Raw genomic sequence first — 15,684 nt, forward strand, 5'->3', positions numbered from 1 at the left:
CGCACCCCGGCGCAGCGGCTCAGTCCAGCGGCCGCGAGCGGGCGGCCGGCGCGCTGCCGGTGGCCGGGTCGTAGGCGGGATTGGCCGGGTCCGGGCTGCCGGGCACCGGCACGGGCGGCTGCGGCAGCGCGCTCTCGCGCCAGGCGCGGTAGAGCAGGTCGCGCAGCAGCGCGGCGCCCTCGCCGGCGGTGAGGTAGACCAGTTCGCGCGCCTGGCGGTTGTCGGCGTCGGCGAAGGCGCCGGCCTTGTCCAGCTGGTAGACCTGCTCGACCCGTGCGGTGCCGCGGTCGAGCTGGGCGAGGATGATCTCGAACACGTCGCCGTCCTGGTGTGCCGGGACGGCCGGCAGGCGCGGGGCGAGGTCGGCCTCGGACAGCGCGATCAGCTCGACGTACTCGCTCTCCATCCGGCCGTGGACCTTCGGGTCGCGGGTGTAGCCGTGCGGGTTGGGACCCTGCCAGCCGTCGTGGTGGATGGTGTCGTGCATGGGCTGGGCGCCGTCGGCGATGTAGTGGGAGAACCACGCCGCGTAGAACGCGCAGGTCTGCTCGAGCGCCGCGGTGTCCTCGCCGGCGGCGTGCGCGCGGCGGATCTGGCGCATGCCCGCGACCAGGCGGCCGTAGCCCTCCATCGCCGCGTAGGGAAGGGTGCCGGTCCAACGCACGTTCATCAGCCGCGCAAGCTCCGGGTCGCTGGCCGCGATGCGCTGCTGTTCCTCGCGCAGCGCCAGGATGAAGGCATGGCGCGAGCGCGGCGGCTGCCGCATGAAGGCGAACTGCTCGCGGAACCAGCCGTGGTTGGGATCTTCCTCGATCTTCAGGAACGGCTCGGTCTCGTTGCGCCAGCCGTCCGGGATGCTGGCCGAGGCGGCGATGTAGTCGGCCTGGCGCTGCAGGAAGACGGGGCCGTCGGCGGGCAGGGCATCGACCGCGGCGCGGGCGATCACCGCATGGCCGCGGCCGCCCCAGGCCTGGGCGTGGTCGGGCGCGGCGGCCAGCAGGCAGGCCAGCGCGATCCCCAGCGTGTACTTCTTCATCGTGTGCTCCCGGGTGAGGATGCCGGCCGGTGCTCGCCACCGGCGCGGATCGTCAGAAGTGGTAGGTGACGGTCAGGCGCGAGTTGCGCTGGTAGATCGGGCGGCCGTAGATCACCTTGGCGCCGCCCTGGCCGGACAGCGCGTCGGTGCGCGGGTTGCCCTCGTTGAGGCCGAACTCGTTGGTCAGGTTGTCCACCGACAGCTGCAGGTCCCAGGGGCCGTTGCGGACCATGACGGTGGCCGCCAGCGTGCCGTAGGCGGGAAGCACGGTGTTGTTCTCCAGGTCGGCGTAGCGCTTGCCGACGTAGGCGTAGCGCAGGCTGGCCTCCCAGTCGAACGCTCCGGTGGAGAACAGCACGGTCGGGGCGAGGTTGCCGTACAGCCTGGGCTGGCGGATCGGCATGTTGCCGTCCACCGTGATCGTGCCGCCGCCGCTGTTGCCGCGGCTGTCGCCGACCGCGGTCAGGTCGGAGATCTCGGTGTCGTTGTAGGTGGCGTTGACGTCCAGCCGCAGCCAGCGCAGCGGCGTCCATACCGCCGACAGCTCGATGCCGGGATTGACCACGCTGCCGCGCAGGTCCTGGTCCACCGACGCGCCGGTGAGCGGATCGATGCTGGTGACGCTGACGTTGTACGGGTCGTACTTGGTGTAGAACGCGGTGGCGAACACGTCCACGGTGGCGAAGTCGAGCTTGACGCCCAGCTCGTACTGGTTGGCCTGCGGGATGGTGACGTTGCCGGCGTTGGCGCCCTCGGACGGCGAGCGGTGCGCGCGCGCCACGCGCCCGTACACGCCCAGGGTGCCGGTCAGGTCGTAGTTGAAGCCGGCGGTCCAGTTGGTCACGCCCACGTCCAGCGCCGCCTGCCGGCGCGCGCCGGTGAGCAGTTGGGCGTTGTCGTCGGCCAGGGTGCCGTCCAGGCCCAGCGTGCCCTGCGCGGTCAACCCGCTCCAGCCGCGGTAGCGGTAGCGCTCGTAGCGGATGCCGCCCTCCAGGCGCAGGCGCTCGTTGACCTGCCAGGTGTCGGCCAGGTACGGCGCCAGCAGCGTGGTGTAGGTGCCGCCGCGGCTGCGGCTGGCGCCGTAGCCGACCACGCCGTCGTCGGTGACCGCGCCGACCACGTCGCCGGCGGCGTCGACCGCGAGCAGGTCGAGCAGGCGCGGGTTGCTGCGCATCTCCATCAGGTAGCTCTGGTAGCGCGAGTCGTACCAGCGCGCGTAGTAGGCGCCGTACAGGCCGATCGAGACGTCGTGGCTGTCGCCGCCCCAGTCGAAGCGGCGGGTCAGGCGCGCGTCGTTGGCGATCGAGTCGGCGCGCACGTCCATCGCCCGGTACTGGCCCTGGATCACCAGCCCGGCGGTGCTGGCCGGATCGAAGGCGCTGCCGTCGTCGACGTGGAAGTAGCGCAGCGCGGCCGTGCTCGGGAAGGCCGCCGCCGCCGCGGCCAGGCGGTCGGCGGCGTAGCCGTCGGCATCCTGCGGCGCGCTGCTCGAGTACAGCGCGTCGAAGCTCATGTCCAGGCGGTTGGCGACGAACCTGTCCGACAGGTTCCAGCCGTTGTCGAAGGCCAGGTCCAGCGAGGCGCCGATGCTGTTGAACTTCATGTGGCGGCCGTCGGACAGGTCGCGCGCCTGCCGGTACGGAGTGCCGTCCGCGTCGCTGGCGATGATCGTGGCGTCGCGCAGCTGGCGCGTGCTCAGGGTGCCGGTGAAGCGGTCGATCAGCGAGTCGAGCGAGACCGACGGATCGCGCGGGTCGTACAGCGGGATCGGCATGTAGAACGCGTTCTTGTCGTCCAGGTGCTTGAACGAGAGGTTGAGCTTGCCGTTGTCGAAGGCGCGGGTGAGGTTGGCGCGCAGCTGGCCGCCTTCGTCGGCGGCGAAGTCCACGTCGCGGTAGCCGTCGTTGCGGCGCACGAAGCCGCCCACCGCCAGGTAGGTGCGTTCGGCGACCGGGCCGGACCAGTAGCCGTCCAGGCGGTACTGGCCGGTATCGCCGAAGGTGGTGCGCACCGCGCCCTCGGGGGTGTCGCCGCCCTGGCGGGTGACGAAGTTGACGATGGCCGCGGCGTTGGAGGCGAACACCGGCGACGGCCCGCCGCGCACCGCCTCGACCGACTCGATCATCAGGTCCGGGCGCACCAGGCCCTCGGTCTTGTAGAAGTAGCCGTTGTTGTCAGGGTAGGGCGAGATGCCGTCCTCCTGGATTACGGTGAACGAGCCCTCGTCGGGGATGCCGCGGACGCGGTAGACGTTCTGCACCTCGCCGCCGTTGGACTCGGCGTAGATGCCCGGCATCGAGCCGATCAGCGCGGCCAGGTTGAGCGGGGCGAGCTTGTCGATCTGCTCGGCCTGCAGGTTGGTGGTGGCGAACGAGGCATCGAACTGGGTCTGCGCCTGGCCGGTACCGGTGACGATCAGGCGATCCATCGAGAAGATGCCGGCATCGTCCTTGCCGGCGCTGGCCGCGCGCGCGGCCGGGTTGCCGCTTTCGGCCGGTTCGGATGGGGCGTCCTGGCCCTGCGGCTGTGCGGCGGCGACCTGCTGGGCCTGCGCGTTCGTCGCGAATGCGCAGCACAGCAGCGCGGCATGCAGGATCGAAGGATGCAGGGCAGGACGCGACGGCGGCGCCGGGCGCGGGACGGGATTGTTCATGTGGGCGGCGGGGTGCGGGAGGACTTCGCAGCCTGTGTCGCATTTGTTGCGCCCCGGTTACCTTTTGCCGCGGAATGGCCATCGATGTGACGCGCGTCGGATTGCGCCGCCGTGCCGGGCACCGCAGGCAGTCCCGCGGCGGTGCCCATGCCGGATCGGCGATGGCGGGCAGGCGAACGGGACTGCACCGCCGGCACGGCGTCCGCGGGCAGCAAGGCGGCGTGGCGGATTTCCCGCAGGCGTCGTCGCGATGCGCCGGAGCGGCCGGCGACGATACCGCCATGCCGGCCCGCAAACGAAAAACGCCCCGCGATCGCGGGGCGTTTGCTCGTGCGCGGCCGGTTGGCTCAGCGCTTCATCGAGCTGAAGAACTCGTCGTTGGACTTGGTGTTCTTCATCTTGTCGAGCATGAACTCCATCGCCGCGATCTCGTCCATCGGGTGCAGCAGCTTGCGCAGGATCCAGATCTTCTGCAGCAGTTCCGGCTCGATCAGCAGGTCCTCGCGGCGGGTGCCGGAGCGGTTGATGTCGATGGCGGGGTAGACGCGCTTCTCGGCGATGCGGCGGTTCAGGTGCACTTCGCTGTTGCCGGTGCCCTTGAACTCCTCGTAGATCACCTCGTCCATCTTGCTGCCGGTCTCCACCAGCGCGGTGGCGATGATGCTCAGGCTGCCGCCTTCCTCGACGTTGCGGGCCGCGCCGAAGAAGCGCTTCGGCCGGTGCAGCGCGTTGGCGTCGACGCCGCCGCTGAGCACCTTGCCCGAGCTGGGCACCACGTTGTTGTAGGCGCGCGCCAGGCGGGTGATCGAGTCGAGCAGGATCACCACGTCCTTCTTGTGCTCGACCAGGCGCTTGGCGCGCTCGATCACCATCTCGGCGACCTGCACGTGGCGCGCGGCCGGCTCGTCGAAGGTGGAGCTGATGACCTCGCCGCGCACGGTGCGCTGCATCTCGGTCACTTCCTCCGGGCGCTCGTCGATCAGCAGCACGATCAGGTGCACTTCCGGGTGGTTGGTGGTGATGGCGGTGGCGACCTGCTGCATCAGCATGGTCTTGCCGGCCTTGGGCGGGGACACGATCAGCGCGCGCTGGCCCTTGCCCTGCGGCGCCATCAGGTCGAGGATGCGGCCGGAGATGTCCTCGGTGGAACCGTCGCCGCGCTCCAGGCGGAAGCGCCGGCGCGGGAACAGGGGGGTCAGGTTCTCGAACAGGACCTTGTTCTTGGACGCTTCCAGCGGCTCGCCGTTGATGGTGTCGATCGTGGACAGGGCGAAGTAGCGCTCGCCGTCCTTGGGGAAGCGGATGCGGCCGGACAGGTAGTCGCCGGTGCGCAGGTTGAAGCGGCGGATCTGGCTGGGCGAGATGTAGGTGTCGTCCGGGCCGGCCAGGTAGCTGGCCTCGGCCGCGCGCAGGAAGCCGAAGCCGTCGGGCAGGATCTCCAGCACGCCGTCGGCGGCCACGCCCTCGCCGTGGCGGGCCAGCACCTTGAGCAGGGCGAAGATCACGTCCTGCTTGCGCGCGCGGGCCACGCCGTCGTGGATGTTGAGCTGCTCGGCGATGTCCAGCAGCTTCTGCGCCGGCATCTGCTTGAGGTCGCTCAGCGAGTACTGCGGGAAGCCCTCGGGCACGCCCGGCTGCGGACGCGAGACGAAGGTGTTGTCGTTGCCGCCGTCGCTGGGCAGGCCTTCGGTGCCGAAGCGCTCGCCACGGTTGCGGTCGCGGTCGCGGCGGTTGCGGAAGCGGTCGCGGCGGTTGCCCTGCTGGTTCTGGTTGTTGCCCTGCGGGTTGTTGCCCTGGGGATTGCCGGAGCGCTGCGGGTTGCCGCCTTCGCGCGGTTCGCCGGATTCGCCCTGCTGCGACGGATTGCCGCCGCCGGACTGCTCACCGGAGGCCGTCGCCGGTGCGGCGGGGCGGGATTCGGCGGGTGCGGCCGAAGGCGCAGGCGCGCTGGGCGCGGCCGGTGCGGATTCGGCAGGGGCGGGCGCAGGCGGGGGCGGCAGCGGCAGGTTCGGCTGGCCGGCATCGGTCGCGGCGCCTTCGCCGCCGGCCGCGGCCTTGCTGACGCGCGGCTTGCGCACGCGCTTTTCGACAGGAGCGTCGGCGCTCCCGGTATCGGTAGGAGTGTTCTCGGACAAGTGCGTGATTCCTCGCTAAGACGTGCGAGCGCCCGGATGGGGCGAACCAAGTGGAGTGGATTGAGGGTTCTAGAAAGAGGGTTCTAGACAGGGTGCGGCACGCGAATGCGGGCCGGATGCGACGACACTACCACTGCCCCGCCGCGGTGCGCAAGCCATGCAGGGCAGGCGATTCAGCCGCCGCCGCCTTCCCCGGCGGCGGGCATGGGGGCGGGCAACGCAGTGGCTGCGCGCCGGGTTCAGGCCGCCGCGCTGCCCAGGGTCTTGTCGATCATCTGCGACAACTGGCCCTTGCCGACCGCGCCGATCTGGGTGGCCTGGATCTGCCCGTCCTTGAACAGCAGCAGCATCGGGATCGAGCGCACGTGGTACTTGATCGCGGTGGCGCGGTTTTCGTCCACGTTCACCTTGGCGATCTTCAGCTTGCCCTCGTAGGCGGTGGCAAGCTCGTCCAGCACCGGCGAGATCATCTTGCACGGGCCGCACCATTCGGCCCAGAAATCCACCAGGACCGGTTCGCCGGACTGCAGCACGGCGCTGTCGAAGTCGGCGTCGCTGACTTGGAAAACCTTATCGTTCATTGCGTCTCCTGGGGTAGCGCGACTGCCCGGGGCGGGTTGATCGCCGCATTGCGGTAAACTGGAGCACTGCGTCGCGAAATCAAGGGTGTGTCCCCGCTCGCGCGCGATCCGGTACAGGCGCCGCAGTGTGCGATGCCGCCGGAACCGATGCAAGCCGCGTCCGCCAGATTGCGGGCAGCCCAATAAAGACGGAATCAATGAGCGACAAACCGCTGACCGACATAACCTTCTCCTCCTTCGCCCTGCAGCCGGAACTGCTGGCCGGTCTCGAGGGAGCCGGATTCACCCGCTGCACGCCGATCCAGGCCCTGACCCTACCTGTGGCCCTGGCCGGGCGCGACGTCGCCGGCCAGGCGCAGACCGGCACCGGCAAGACGCTGGCGTTCCTGGTGGCGGTGATCGACCGCCTGATGACCCGCCCGGCGCTGGCCGAGCGCAAGCCCGAGGACCCGCGTGCGCTGATCCTGGCGCCCACCCGCGAGCTGGCGATCCAGATCCACAAGGACGCGGTCAAGTTCGCCTCCGACCTGGGGCTGCGCTTCGCGCTGGTCTACGGCGGCGTGGACTACGACAAGCAGCGCGAGCTGCTGCAGCAGGGCGTGGACGTGATCATCGCCACCCCCGGCCGGCTGATCGACTACGTCAAGCAGCACAAGGTGGTGTCGCTGCACGCCTGCGAGATCTGCGTGCTCGACGAGGCCGACCGCATGTTCGACCTGGGCTTCATCAAGGACATCCGCTTCCTGCTGCGGCGCATGCCCGAGCGCGGCACCCGGCAGACGCTGCTGTTCAGCGCCACCCTCAGCCACCGCGTGCTGGAGCTGGCCTACGAGCACATGAACGAGCCGGAGAAGCTGGTGGTGGAGACCGACCACATCACCGCCGACCGCGTGCGCCAGCGCGTGTATTTCCCGTCCAACGAGGAGAAGATCCCGCTGCTGCTGGGCCTGCTCTCGCGCAGCGAGGGCGCGCGCACCATGGTGTTCGTCAACACCAAGGCCTGGGTGGAGCGGGTGGCGCGCTCGCTGGAGAAGGCCGGCTACCGCGTCGGCGTGCTCTCCGGCGACGTGCCGCAGAAGAAGCGCGAGAGCCTGCTCAACCGCTTCCAGAAGGGCCAGCTGGAGATCCTGGTGGCCACCGACGTGGCCGCGCGCGGCCTGCACATCGACGGCATCAAGTACGTCTACAACTACGACCTGCCGTTCGACGCCGAGGACTACGTGCACCGCATCGGCCGCACCGCGCGGCTGGGCGAGGAGGGCGATGCGATCAGCTTCGCCTGCGAGCTGTACGCGATGAGCCTGCCGGACATCGAGGCCTACATCGAGCAGAAGATCCCGGTCGAGCCGGTCACCGCCGAGCTGCTGACGCCGCAGCCGCGCCCGCAGCGCCCGGCGCCGGTGGCCGGTGAAGGCGAGGAAGAGGAGGAAAGCATCGGCGAGATCTTCCGCGAGGCGCGCGAGCAGCGTGCCGCCGACGAGCAGCGCCGTGGCGGCGGCCGCGGCCGTCCGGGCGAGCGCAGCGGCGGCCGTGGCGAATCCCGCGGCGGCGCCCGCGGGGGCGACGGCAAGCCGCGCCCGCGCCGCACCCCGGCCGCCGCGACGGACGGGCAGGCGGTGGCCGTGGCCGCCGGCGAAGAAGCCGCCAAGCCGCAGGTCGCAGCGCCGCCGCCGGCGGATGCCGCCGTGGCCGAAGGCGAGCACGCGCCGCGCAAGCGCCGCCGCCGCCGCAAGGGCCGTCCGCTCGAGGGCGCCGGCGGCGAGGGCGTTGCCGCGCCCGCGCCGGTCGCGCCGGTCGCGCCGCCGCCCGCCGCCAAACCGGCCGCCAAGCCGGCCGCGCGCGCGGCTGCCTCACGCAGCAGCAAGCCGGTGCAGGTGATCGCCAAGCCGGCCGGCAACCGCAACAACGACTCCTTCCTGACCCGCCTGGGCCGCAAGATCCGTTCGCTGGTTTCCGGTTCCTGACCGGCGGTACTGCCGTTCCCGCACGACGCTCCGGCATAATCGCCGCATGAGCGTCCTGCGGTTCGACAACGTCAGCAAGCAATATGCCGGTGGCCACCAGGCCCTGGTCGATGTCAGTTTCGAGGTGGCGCCCGGCGAGATGCTGTTCGTCACCGGCCATTCCGGTGCCGGCAAGAGCACGCTGCTCAAGCTGATCCACCTCAGCGAGCGGCCCTCGCGCGGGGCGGTGATCTTCGACGAGCGCAACCTGCTCAAGGTGCGCGGCCGGCGCATCCCGCTGCACCGGCGCCAGGTCGGCGCGGTCTACCAGGACCACCGCCTGCTGATGGACCGTTCCATCGCCGAGAACGTGGCGCTGCCGCTGATCCTGCGCGGCACCCGCCGCGGCGAGATCGGCAAGCGGGTGCGCTCGGCGCTGGAGCGGATCGGCCTGGCGCACCGCGAGCAGGCGCTGCCGTCGCAGCTGTCGGCCGGCGAGCAGCAGCGCGTGGGCATCGCCCGCGCCATCGTCGGCGAGCCCAAGCTGCTGGTGGCCGACGAGCCCACCGGCAACCTCGACCCGACCCTGGCCGCGGAGATCATGCAACTGTTCGCCGAACTGCCCGAACGCGGCACCAGCGTGCTGGTGGTCAGCCACGACCTGGCGCTGCTCAAGCGCATGCGCAGGCGCGTGCTGATCCTCGACCACGGCAGGCTGGTGGACGACATCTCGCCACAGGACCTGGCCGAATGAGCAAGCCCGCCAACAATCCCGCGGCGGCGCCGTCGCGGCTGGGCGTGTGGTGGGACCACCACGTCCACAGCATCGCCTTCAGCCTCGGCCGCGCGCTGCGCCGGCCGTGGTCGACGTTGCTGACGGTCATGGTGATGGCGCTGGCGCTGGCATTGCCGCTGGGCATGTCGATCGCGCTGGACAACCTGCGCCACTTCGCCGGCAGCGTGCAGCAGTCGCGCGACATCAGCCTGTTCCTGAAGGCCGAGGTCGGCGCCGGTCCGGCGCGGGCGCTGGCCGAGACCCTGCGCGGCCGCGGCGAGGTGGCCGCGGTGCAGCTGCGCACGCCGCAGCAGGGCCTGGAGGAACTGCGCGCCAGCGCCGGGCTGGGCGAGGCGATCGACGCGCTGGGCGACAACCCGCTGCCGACGCTGCTGGTCGTCACCCCTTCGGCCGAGGCCGACGACAGCCGCCTGGCGGCTTCGCTGCAGGAACTGCCGCAGGCCGACCTGGTGCAGCACGACGCGGTATGGCGGCAGCGGCTCGACGGCTGGCTGCACTTCGGCAGCCGGCTGGTGCAGGTGCTGTCGGTGCTGCTGGGCGTCGGCGCGGTGCTGGTGGTCGGCAACACGGTGCGGCTGGACATCCAGACCCGGCGCGAGGAGATCGGCGTGCTGCAGCTGCTGGGCGCCAGCGACGGCTTCATCCGCCGCCCGTTCCTGTACCTGGGCGCCTGGTACGGGCTGGGCGCCGGCGCGGTGGCGCTGGGCCTGATCGGCCTGGCCGGGCTGGCGCTGCGCACGCCGCTGGCGGCGCTGGCCGACAGCTACGGCGGCGGCTTCGTGCTGCACGGCCTGGACCTGCCGCACTCGGCGATGGTGCTGGCCGGCACGATGCTGCTCGGCTGGCTGGGCGCGTGGCTGGTGGCCGGGCACTTCCTGCGCCAGACCCGCCCGACCGAGGTCTGAGCCCATGCCCGCGACCGATCTCAGGCATCTGATCAGCGACGCCCCGCGGGTGATGGTGGTCGATGGCTCGCGCCTGGTGCGCAAGCTGATCGCCGACGTGCTGCAGCGCGAGCTGCCGGGCGTGGAGGTGGTGGGCTGCGCCGGCGTCGAGGACGCGCGCCGTGCGCTCCAGGCCGGACCGGTCGACCTGGTCACCACCGCGCTGGCGCTGTCCGATGGCGACGGCCTGGCACTGGCGCGCAGCGTGCGCGAGGCCTCTGGGCAGGCCTACGTGCCGGTGATCGTGGTTTCCGGCGATGCCCAGCAGCACCTGGTCGAGCGCCGCTTCAACGAGTACGTCACCGACTACTTCGACAAGGCCCTCGGCCACGAGGCGCTGGCCGCGTTCGTCCGCGGCTACGTGCAGCCCGAGCCGATGCCCGGCGCCACCGTGCTGTACGTCGAGGACAGCCGCGTCGTCGCCGAGGCGACCAAGCGCATGCTCGAGCGGCACCAGCTGCACGTGGTGCACGTGCTCACCGCCGAGGACGCATTCTCGCTGCTCACCGCCGAGTCGCTGGGCCGCACCAGCCGCCATGTCGACCTGGTGCTGACCGACGTCACCCTGAAGGGCGAGCTGAGCGGGCGCGACGTGGTCGAGCGCATCCGCATCGACTTCGCCTACGGCAAGCGCCGCCTGCCGGTGCTGGTGATGACCGGCGACAGCAATCCGCACAACCAGTCCGAGCTGCTGCGCGCCGGCGCCAACGACCTGGTGCAGAAGCCCATCGAGGAGCGCCTGCTGGTGACCAAGGTGCTGTTCCAGCTGCGGCTGGCGCGCCTGGCCGCACCGGCGGCGAGCGTGGCATGAGCGCGGCCGATCGCGTGCAGCTGGAGCCGTCGTGGAAGGCGCGCGTGGGCGACTGGCTGGTGCGCCCGGAGATGCAGGCGCTGGCCGCGTTCCTGCGCCAGCGCAAGGCCGCCGGCGCGCACGTGTTCCCGCCCGGCCGGCAGATCTTCGCCGCCTTCGACGCCACCCCGTTCGACGACGTCGAGGTGGTGATCCTGGGCCAGGACCCGTACCACGGCCGCGGCCAGGCGCACGGGCTGTGCTTCTCGGTGCTGCCCGGCGTGCCGGCGCCGCCGTCGCTGGTCAACATCTTCAAGGAGATCCAGCAGGAGCTGGGCATCGCCCCGCCCGACCATGGCTACCTGATGCCGTGGGCCCGGCGCGGCGTGCTGCTGCTCAACTCGGTGCTGACGGTGGAGGAGGGCCGCGCCGGCAGCCACCAGGGCAAGGGCTGGGAAGGCTTCACCGACCACGTGATCGAGACCCTGAACCGCGAGCGCGAAGGGCTGGTGTTCCTGCTGTGGGGCAGCTACGCCCAGGCCAAGGGCAAGGTGATCGACCCGCGCCGCCACCGCGTGCTCAAGGCGCCGCATCCCTCGCCGCTGTCGGCGCACCGCGGCTTCTTCGGCTGCGGCCATTTCGCCGCCGCCAACGAGTACCTGCAGCGGCACGGCAAGCCGCCGATCGACTGGTCGCTGCCGCCACGCGCCGAACTGGCGTTGCCATAGGGCTGGAATCCCCGGAGCCCGGGGATTCGGAAAGAACAGGTCCAGGGGCTTTTGCCAATCCCCAATCCCCAATCCCCGCCCCAAAGCGCTTTCCCCCAGGTTCAGCCTGCCGCCGTGGCCGGTGGTAGGCTTCTGGGCTGGGAGGAATGACGGCTGTTTCCGGTCGCCGGGCTGTGATGCCGGCCGGGAGCCGTTTGTCGGCCGGACGGACCTGCATTGCCGATGCTCCATGAGCGGAGTGTTCCATGAGCGGAAAGCAGGAACTTTTTCTATACCCGGCAGTCCAATATCCAGACTGCTAAGATGAGGTCCTATGAGCCAGAACACCACTGCCACCGCCCTGGTGGCCAACAATCTGCCGATCCCCAGCGCGCTCGGCTCGCTGGATGCCTACATCGGCGCGGTGAACCAGATCCCGGTGCTCACGGCCGAGGACGAGCATGCGCTCGCCGTGCGCTTCCGCGACCATGAGGACCTGGACGCCGCGCGCGAGCTGGTGCATTCGCACCTGCGCTTCGTCGTCCACGTGGCCCGCGGCTACAACGGCTACGGCCTGCAGCTGGGCGACCTGATCCAGGAAGGCAACATCGGCCTGATGAAGGCGGTCAAGCGCTTCGACCCGGACATGGGCGTGCGCCTGGTCAGCTTCGCCGTGCACTGGATCCGTGCCGAGATGCACGAGTTCATCCTCAAGAACTGGCGCATCGTCAAGGTCGCCACGACCAAGGCGCAGCGCAAGCTGTTCTTCAACCTGCGCAAGTCCAAGACCCGCCTGGGCTGGATGAACGCGGCCGAGGTCAGCGCCGTGGCCAAGGACCTGAACGTGTCCGAGCGCGAGGTGCTGGAGATGGAGTCGCGCCTGTCCGGGCGCGACATCGGCTTCGATGCGCCGTCCGACGAGGACGACGACCACGCGCCGCCGTCGCCGGCCGCCTACCTGGTCGCCGACCAGGAGGATCCGTCGCAGGCCTACGAGCGCGCGGACAGCGAGGACAACCAGCTGCAGCTGCTGCGCGAGGGCCTGGCCGAACTGGATGCGCGCTCGCGCGACATCATCCGGCGCCGCTGGCTGGACTCGGAAAGCAAGGTGACGCTGCAGGAGCTGGCCGACGAGTACGGCGTGTCGGCCGAGCGCATCCGCCAGATCGAGGCCAACGCGCTGAAGAAGATGAAGGCGCTGTTCGTGGCCTGATCTTCGCTGCAGCGGTTATCGCCAGACGGCCCGGTCATCCGGGCCGTCTGCGTTTGTGCGGGAATCACCGCCAGGTGTCTGTCATGCAGGAGCGGCGTAGCCGCGAGGGCTTTCCCGGACTTGCCCCTTCGAAGTTCCCCCTGCCCGGAAGCAGGAGCAAGGGTTTCCGTCCGCTGCGCGGCTGGGTTCACCCTTTTGGAAAGCGCCAGAAGAAACGGAACCAAGGAAAAAACGCTTTCCCTGCAAGGTAACGAGCCTGCGTCCGATGGTCTATCGGCATTTTCCGACTCGCCATCCCTGGCTCGGTCGGAAAACGCTGCCCATCCATGGGCAGCGCCCTGTGGGTCTGGAGAGGTCCTCGTCGCTCACGGTTACCAGCAACAGCACGGCGAATCCGGCTCTCTGCTGTTGTCCTCTCCCTTGCGAAGCAGGGGAGGGTTGGGGAGGGCGGCCGTTGCTGTCCCCGGTCTGGATGCGATTGCTGGGGAATCAGTTCCGGGAAAGCCCTCGCGGCTGACGCCGCCCCTGCGCTAGAGCGCAGGCGGCGGGGTTTCCTGCTTCTCCCCGGCCTGGCCCTCGTCCGGCTGGCCGAAGATGATGCGGGCCGCGCGCTGGTAGCTCCAGTACGCCAGCGCCCAGTTCACCAGCACCACGAAGCGGTTGCGGAAGCCGATCAGGAAGTAGACGTGTGCGGCCAGCCAGAACCACCAGGCCGGCAGCCCGGACAGCTTGAGCCTGCCCACGTGCACGATCGCGGCCATGCGGCCGATGGTGGCGAGGTTGCCGTGGTCGCGGTAGCGGAACGGCGCCGCCGAGGCATCGCCGCGCAGGCGGCGCTTGAGCACGGAGGCGATGTGCCCGCCCATCTGCTTGGCGGCCGGCGCCACCCCGGGGACCGGCTTGCCGTCCTGCGCGATCGCGGCCAGGTCGCCGCCGACGAAGATCTCGGGATGACCGGGCACGCTCAGGTCCGGCCCGACCTGCACCCGGCCGGCACGGTCCAGCGGCACGCCGAGCGTGCGTCCCAGCGGCGAGGCGGCCACGCCGGCGGCCCACACCACCGTGCGCGACGGCACGAAGGTCTCGCCCAGGCGGTAGCCGTGCGCGTTGATCTCGGTCACCGGGGTGCCGGTCACCACCTCCACGCCGAGCTTCTCCAGCTGCTTGCGGGCCTTGTCGGTCAGGTCCGGCGGGAACGAGGGCAGCACCCGCGGGCCGGCCTCGATCAGGCGCACGCGCGCCTGGCGCGGGTCGATGTGGCGGAATTCGTCCTTGAGGGTGTGGCGGGCGATCTCGGCCAGGGTGCCGGCCAGCTCGACCCCGGTCGGGCCGCCGCCGACGATGGCGAAGTCCAGCCAGGCGCGCCGCGCCTGCGGGTCCGGTTCCATCTCGGCCTGCTCGAAGGCCATCAGCAGCTTGCGCCGCAGGTTGAGCGCGTTGCCCAGGGTCTTCAGGCCGGGGGCGTCGCGCGCCCATTCGTCGTGGCCGAAGTAGGCATGGGTGGCGCCGGACGCCACCAGCAGGTAGTCGTAGCCGAGCGTGCGGCCGTCGGCCAGCTGCACCTGGCGCTGGTCGGGCAGCACCTGCGCGACCTCGCCCAGCCAGACCTCGACGTTGCGCTGGCGGCGCAGGATGTGCCGCAGCGGCGCGGCGATGTCCGGCGCCGACAGGCCGGCGGTGGCGACCTGGTAGAGCAGCGGCTGGAACAGGTGGTGGTTGCGGCGGTCGATCAGGGTGATGCGCAGCGATTCGGAGGCCAGGGCGCGGGTGGCCCAGAGACCGGCGAAGCCGCCGCCGATCACGATCAGGTGGGGAGTGGCTGGATTCATCGGGATGAGAGAGGGAGCACGGTGGGGGTGGGGCGCGCGCCGTGGCGGTGGACCGGCGGCGCAGCCGCCCAGCTATACCACCGTTGGCGTTGCGATGCAGGCCGCGGCGGCGGACACTGCAGGGGCGCGGGCACGGCTCCGATCCGGAGGCTGCCCGAGCGCGACGAGCCCGAAGGAAGGAACACCCATGGCCGAAGTGGAAAAGCGCATTGCCCTGCTGATCGACGCCGACAACGCGCCGGCGGCCAAGATCGACGTGGTGCTGGCCGAGGTGGCGCGCTACGGCGTGGCCAACGTGCGCCGCGCCTACGGCAACTGGAAGAGCCCGCACCTGAAGGGATGGGAGGCGGTGCTGCAGGAGTACGCGATCCGGCCGATCCAGCAGTTCGCCTACAGCACCGGCAAGAACGCCTCGGACATGGCGATGGTGATCGACGGCATGGACCTGCTGTACGCGCGCAACCTGGACGGCTTCGCCATCGTCTCCAGCGATGCCGACTTCACCCCGCTGGTGATGCGGCTGCTGACCGACGGCATGAAGGTCTACGGTTTCGGCGAGAAGAAGACCCCGGCCGCGTTCGTCAACGCCTGCTCCAAGTTCACCTACGTCGAGGCGCTGGGCGAGACCGCCGGCGGCGGCGATGGGTCCGGCGCGCGCAAGGGCGAGAAGGAACTGCGCAGCGATACCCGGCTGGTGCAGATGCTGCGCAGCGCGGTGGAATCGGCCAGCGAGGACGACGGCTGGGCGCACCTGGGCGCAGTCGGCAAGCAGGTCGCCAACCAGGCCTCGTTCGACTCGCGCAACTACGGCTACCGCAAGCTCAGCGACCTGATCCGAGCCACCGGGCTGTTCGAGCTGAGGCAGGAGGAGCAGGGCATCTGGGTGCGCGATACCCCCAAGCCGGTGCGTCCGGCCGGGAAGCGGACCGGCAAGGCGTAGGGTCGCGATCGCGAATTGCAGTAGGCCGCTGCTGTCGCACAGGACCGATGACCAGGAGAGCCCCCCGTAGGAGCGACTTCAGTCGCGATGGGGCTTTGCCGGCAAAGCCCCATCGCG

At 70.5% G+C, this 15,684-nt stretch carries 11 protein-coding genes and 1 pseudogene; 7 read left to right on the forward strand and 5 right to left on the reverse strand.

Annotation, left to right across the window (positions count from 1 at the left end):
* Positions 1-19 precede the first annotated feature (19 nt).
* From LRX76_RS17535 to trxA, 4 genes are all read right to left on the reverse strand, one after another.
* Positions 20-1,036, reverse strand: coding sequence for a nuclease (locus tag LRX76_RS17535; protein ID WP_231806922.1), 1,017 nt, complete (start codon positions 1,034-1,036; stop codon positions 20-22).
* 52 nt (positions 1,037-1,088) lie between these two features.
* Positions 1,089-3,689 carry a TonB-dependent receptor gene (locus LRX76_RS17540; protein ID WP_231806923.1) on the reverse strand — a complete coding sequence of 867 codons (2,601 nt, stop codon included), beginning with the start codon at positions 3,687-3,689 and terminating at the stop codon, positions 1,089-1,091.
* 347 nt (positions 3,690-4,036) lie between these two features.
* Positions 4,037-5,824, reverse strand: coding sequence for a transcription termination factor Rho (gene rho, locus LRX76_RS17545; RefSeq protein ID WP_231806924.1), 1,788 nt, complete (start codon positions 5,822-5,824; stop codon positions 4,037-4,039).
* 239 nt (positions 5,825-6,063) lie between these two features.
* Positions 6,064-6,405: a thioredoxin TrxA gene (trxA, locus tag LRX76_RS17550; RefSeq protein ID WP_231806925.1), complete on the reverse strand. Its 342-nt coding sequence runs from the start codon at positions 6,403-6,405 to the stop codon at positions 6,064-6,066.
* Between the two features lie 197 nt (positions 6,406-6,602).
* On the opposite strand from trxA, the gene rhlB reads away from it, so the two are divergent.
* The 6 genes from rhlB to rpoH all read left to right on the forward strand — a co-directional run bounded on the left by rhlB (position 6,603) and on the right by rpoH (position 12,798).
* Positions 6,603-8,369 carry an ATP-dependent RNA helicase RhlB gene (gene rhlB, locus LRX76_RS17555; RefSeq protein ID WP_231806926.1) on the forward strand — a complete coding sequence of 589 codons (1,767 nt, stop codon included), beginning with the start codon at positions 6,603-6,605 and terminating at the stop codon, positions 8,367-8,369.
* A 46-nt stretch (positions 8,370-8,415) separates the two neighbouring features.
* Complete coding sequence (gene ftsE / locus LRX76_RS17560) at positions 8,416-9,102, forward strand: cell division ATP-binding protein FtsE (RefSeq protein WP_231806927.1); 687 nt, start codon at positions 8,416-8,418, stop codon at positions 9,100-9,102.
* On the forward strand, positions 9,099-10,049 hold the full coding sequence (gene ftsX, locus LRX76_RS17565; RefSeq protein WP_231806928.1) for a permease-like cell division protein FtsX: 951 nt from the start codon (positions 9,099-9,101) through the stop codon (positions 10,047-10,049). Before ftsE ends, ftsX begins: the two co-directional genes overlap by 4 nt.
* Positions 10,050-10,053: 4 nt before the next feature.
* Positions 10,054-10,899, forward strand: a complete 846-nt coding sequence (locus LRX76_RS17570; protein WP_231806929.1) for a response regulator — start codon at positions 10,054-10,056, stop codon at positions 10,897-10,899.
* Positions 10,896-11,606, forward strand: coding sequence for a uracil-DNA glycosylase (ung, locus tag LRX76_RS17575; RefSeq protein WP_231806930.1), 711 nt, complete (start codon positions 10,896-10,898; stop codon positions 11,604-11,606). Before LRX76_RS17570 ends, ung begins: the two co-directional genes overlap by 4 nt.
* Positions 11,607-11,919: 313 nt before the next feature.
* Positions 11,920-12,798: an RNA polymerase sigma factor RpoH gene (gene rpoH / locus LRX76_RS17580; protein WP_231806931.1), complete on the forward strand. Its 879-nt coding sequence runs from the start codon at positions 11,920-11,922 to the stop codon at positions 12,796-12,798.
* A 530-nt stretch (positions 12,799-13,328) separates the two neighbouring features.
* Here the strand turns inward: rpoH and LRX76_RS17585 are convergent.
* Positions 13,329-14,627 carry an NAD(P)/FAD-dependent oxidoreductase gene (locus LRX76_RS17585; RefSeq protein ID WP_231806932.1) on the reverse strand — a complete coding sequence of 433 codons (1,299 nt, stop codon included), beginning with the start codon at positions 14,625-14,627 and terminating at the stop codon, positions 13,329-13,331.
* Between the two features lie 187 nt (positions 14,628-14,814).
* Between LRX76_RS17585 and LRX76_RS17590 the strand changes: the two are divergent.
* A pseudogene (locus tag LRX76_RS17590) lies at positions 14,815-15,528 on the forward strand (NYN domain-containing protein); the annotation flags it as partial.
* Positions 15,529-15,684: the final 156 nt, after the last annotated feature.

This window comes from Stenotrophomonas sp. MMGLT7, from assembly GCF_021168555.1.
Classification (GTDB): Bacteria; Pseudomonadota; Gammaproteobacteria; order Xanthomonadales; family Xanthomonadaceae; genus MMGLT7.

Bases quoted from the DNA above. Each gene is read 5' to 3' on its own strand.
- LRX76_RS17535 (WP_231806922.1), bottom strand. From the start codon at position 1,036: ATGAAGAAGTACACGCTGGGGATCGCGCTGGCCTGCCTGCTGGCCGCC.
- LRX76_RS17540 (WP_231806923.1), bottom strand. From the start codon at position 3,689: ATGAACAATCCCGTCCCGCGCCCGGCGCCGCCGTCGCGTCCTGCCCTG.
- trxA (WP_231806925.1), bottom strand. From the start codon at position 6,405: ATGAACGATAAGGTTTTCCAAGTCAGCGACGCCGACTTCGACAGCGCC.
- rhlB (WP_231806926.1), top strand. From the start codon at position 6,603: ATGAGCGACAAACCGCTGACCGACATAACCTTCTCCTCCTTCGCCCTG.
- ftsE (WP_231806927.1), top strand. From the start codon at position 8,416: ATGAGCGTCCTGCGGTTCGACAACGTCAGCAAGCAATATGCCGGTGGC.
- ftsX (WP_231806928.1), top strand. From the start codon at position 9,099: ATGAGCAAGCCCGCCAACAATCCCGCGGCGGCGCCGTCGCGGCTGGGC.
- LRX76_RS17570 (WP_231806929.1), top strand. From the start codon at position 10,054: ATGCCCGCGACCGATCTCAGGCATCTGATCAGCGACGCCCCGCGGGTG.
- ung (WP_231806930.1), top strand. From the start codon at position 10,896: ATGAGCGCGGCCGATCGCGTGCAGCTGGAGCCGTCGTGGAAGGCGCGC.
- rpoH (WP_231806931.1), top strand. From the start codon at position 11,920: ATGAGCCAGAACACCACTGCCACCGCCCTGGTGGCCAACAATCTGCCG.
- LRX76_RS17585 (WP_231806932.1), bottom strand. From the start codon at position 14,627: ATGAATCCAGCCACTCCCCACCTGATCGTGATCGGCGGCGGCTTCGCC.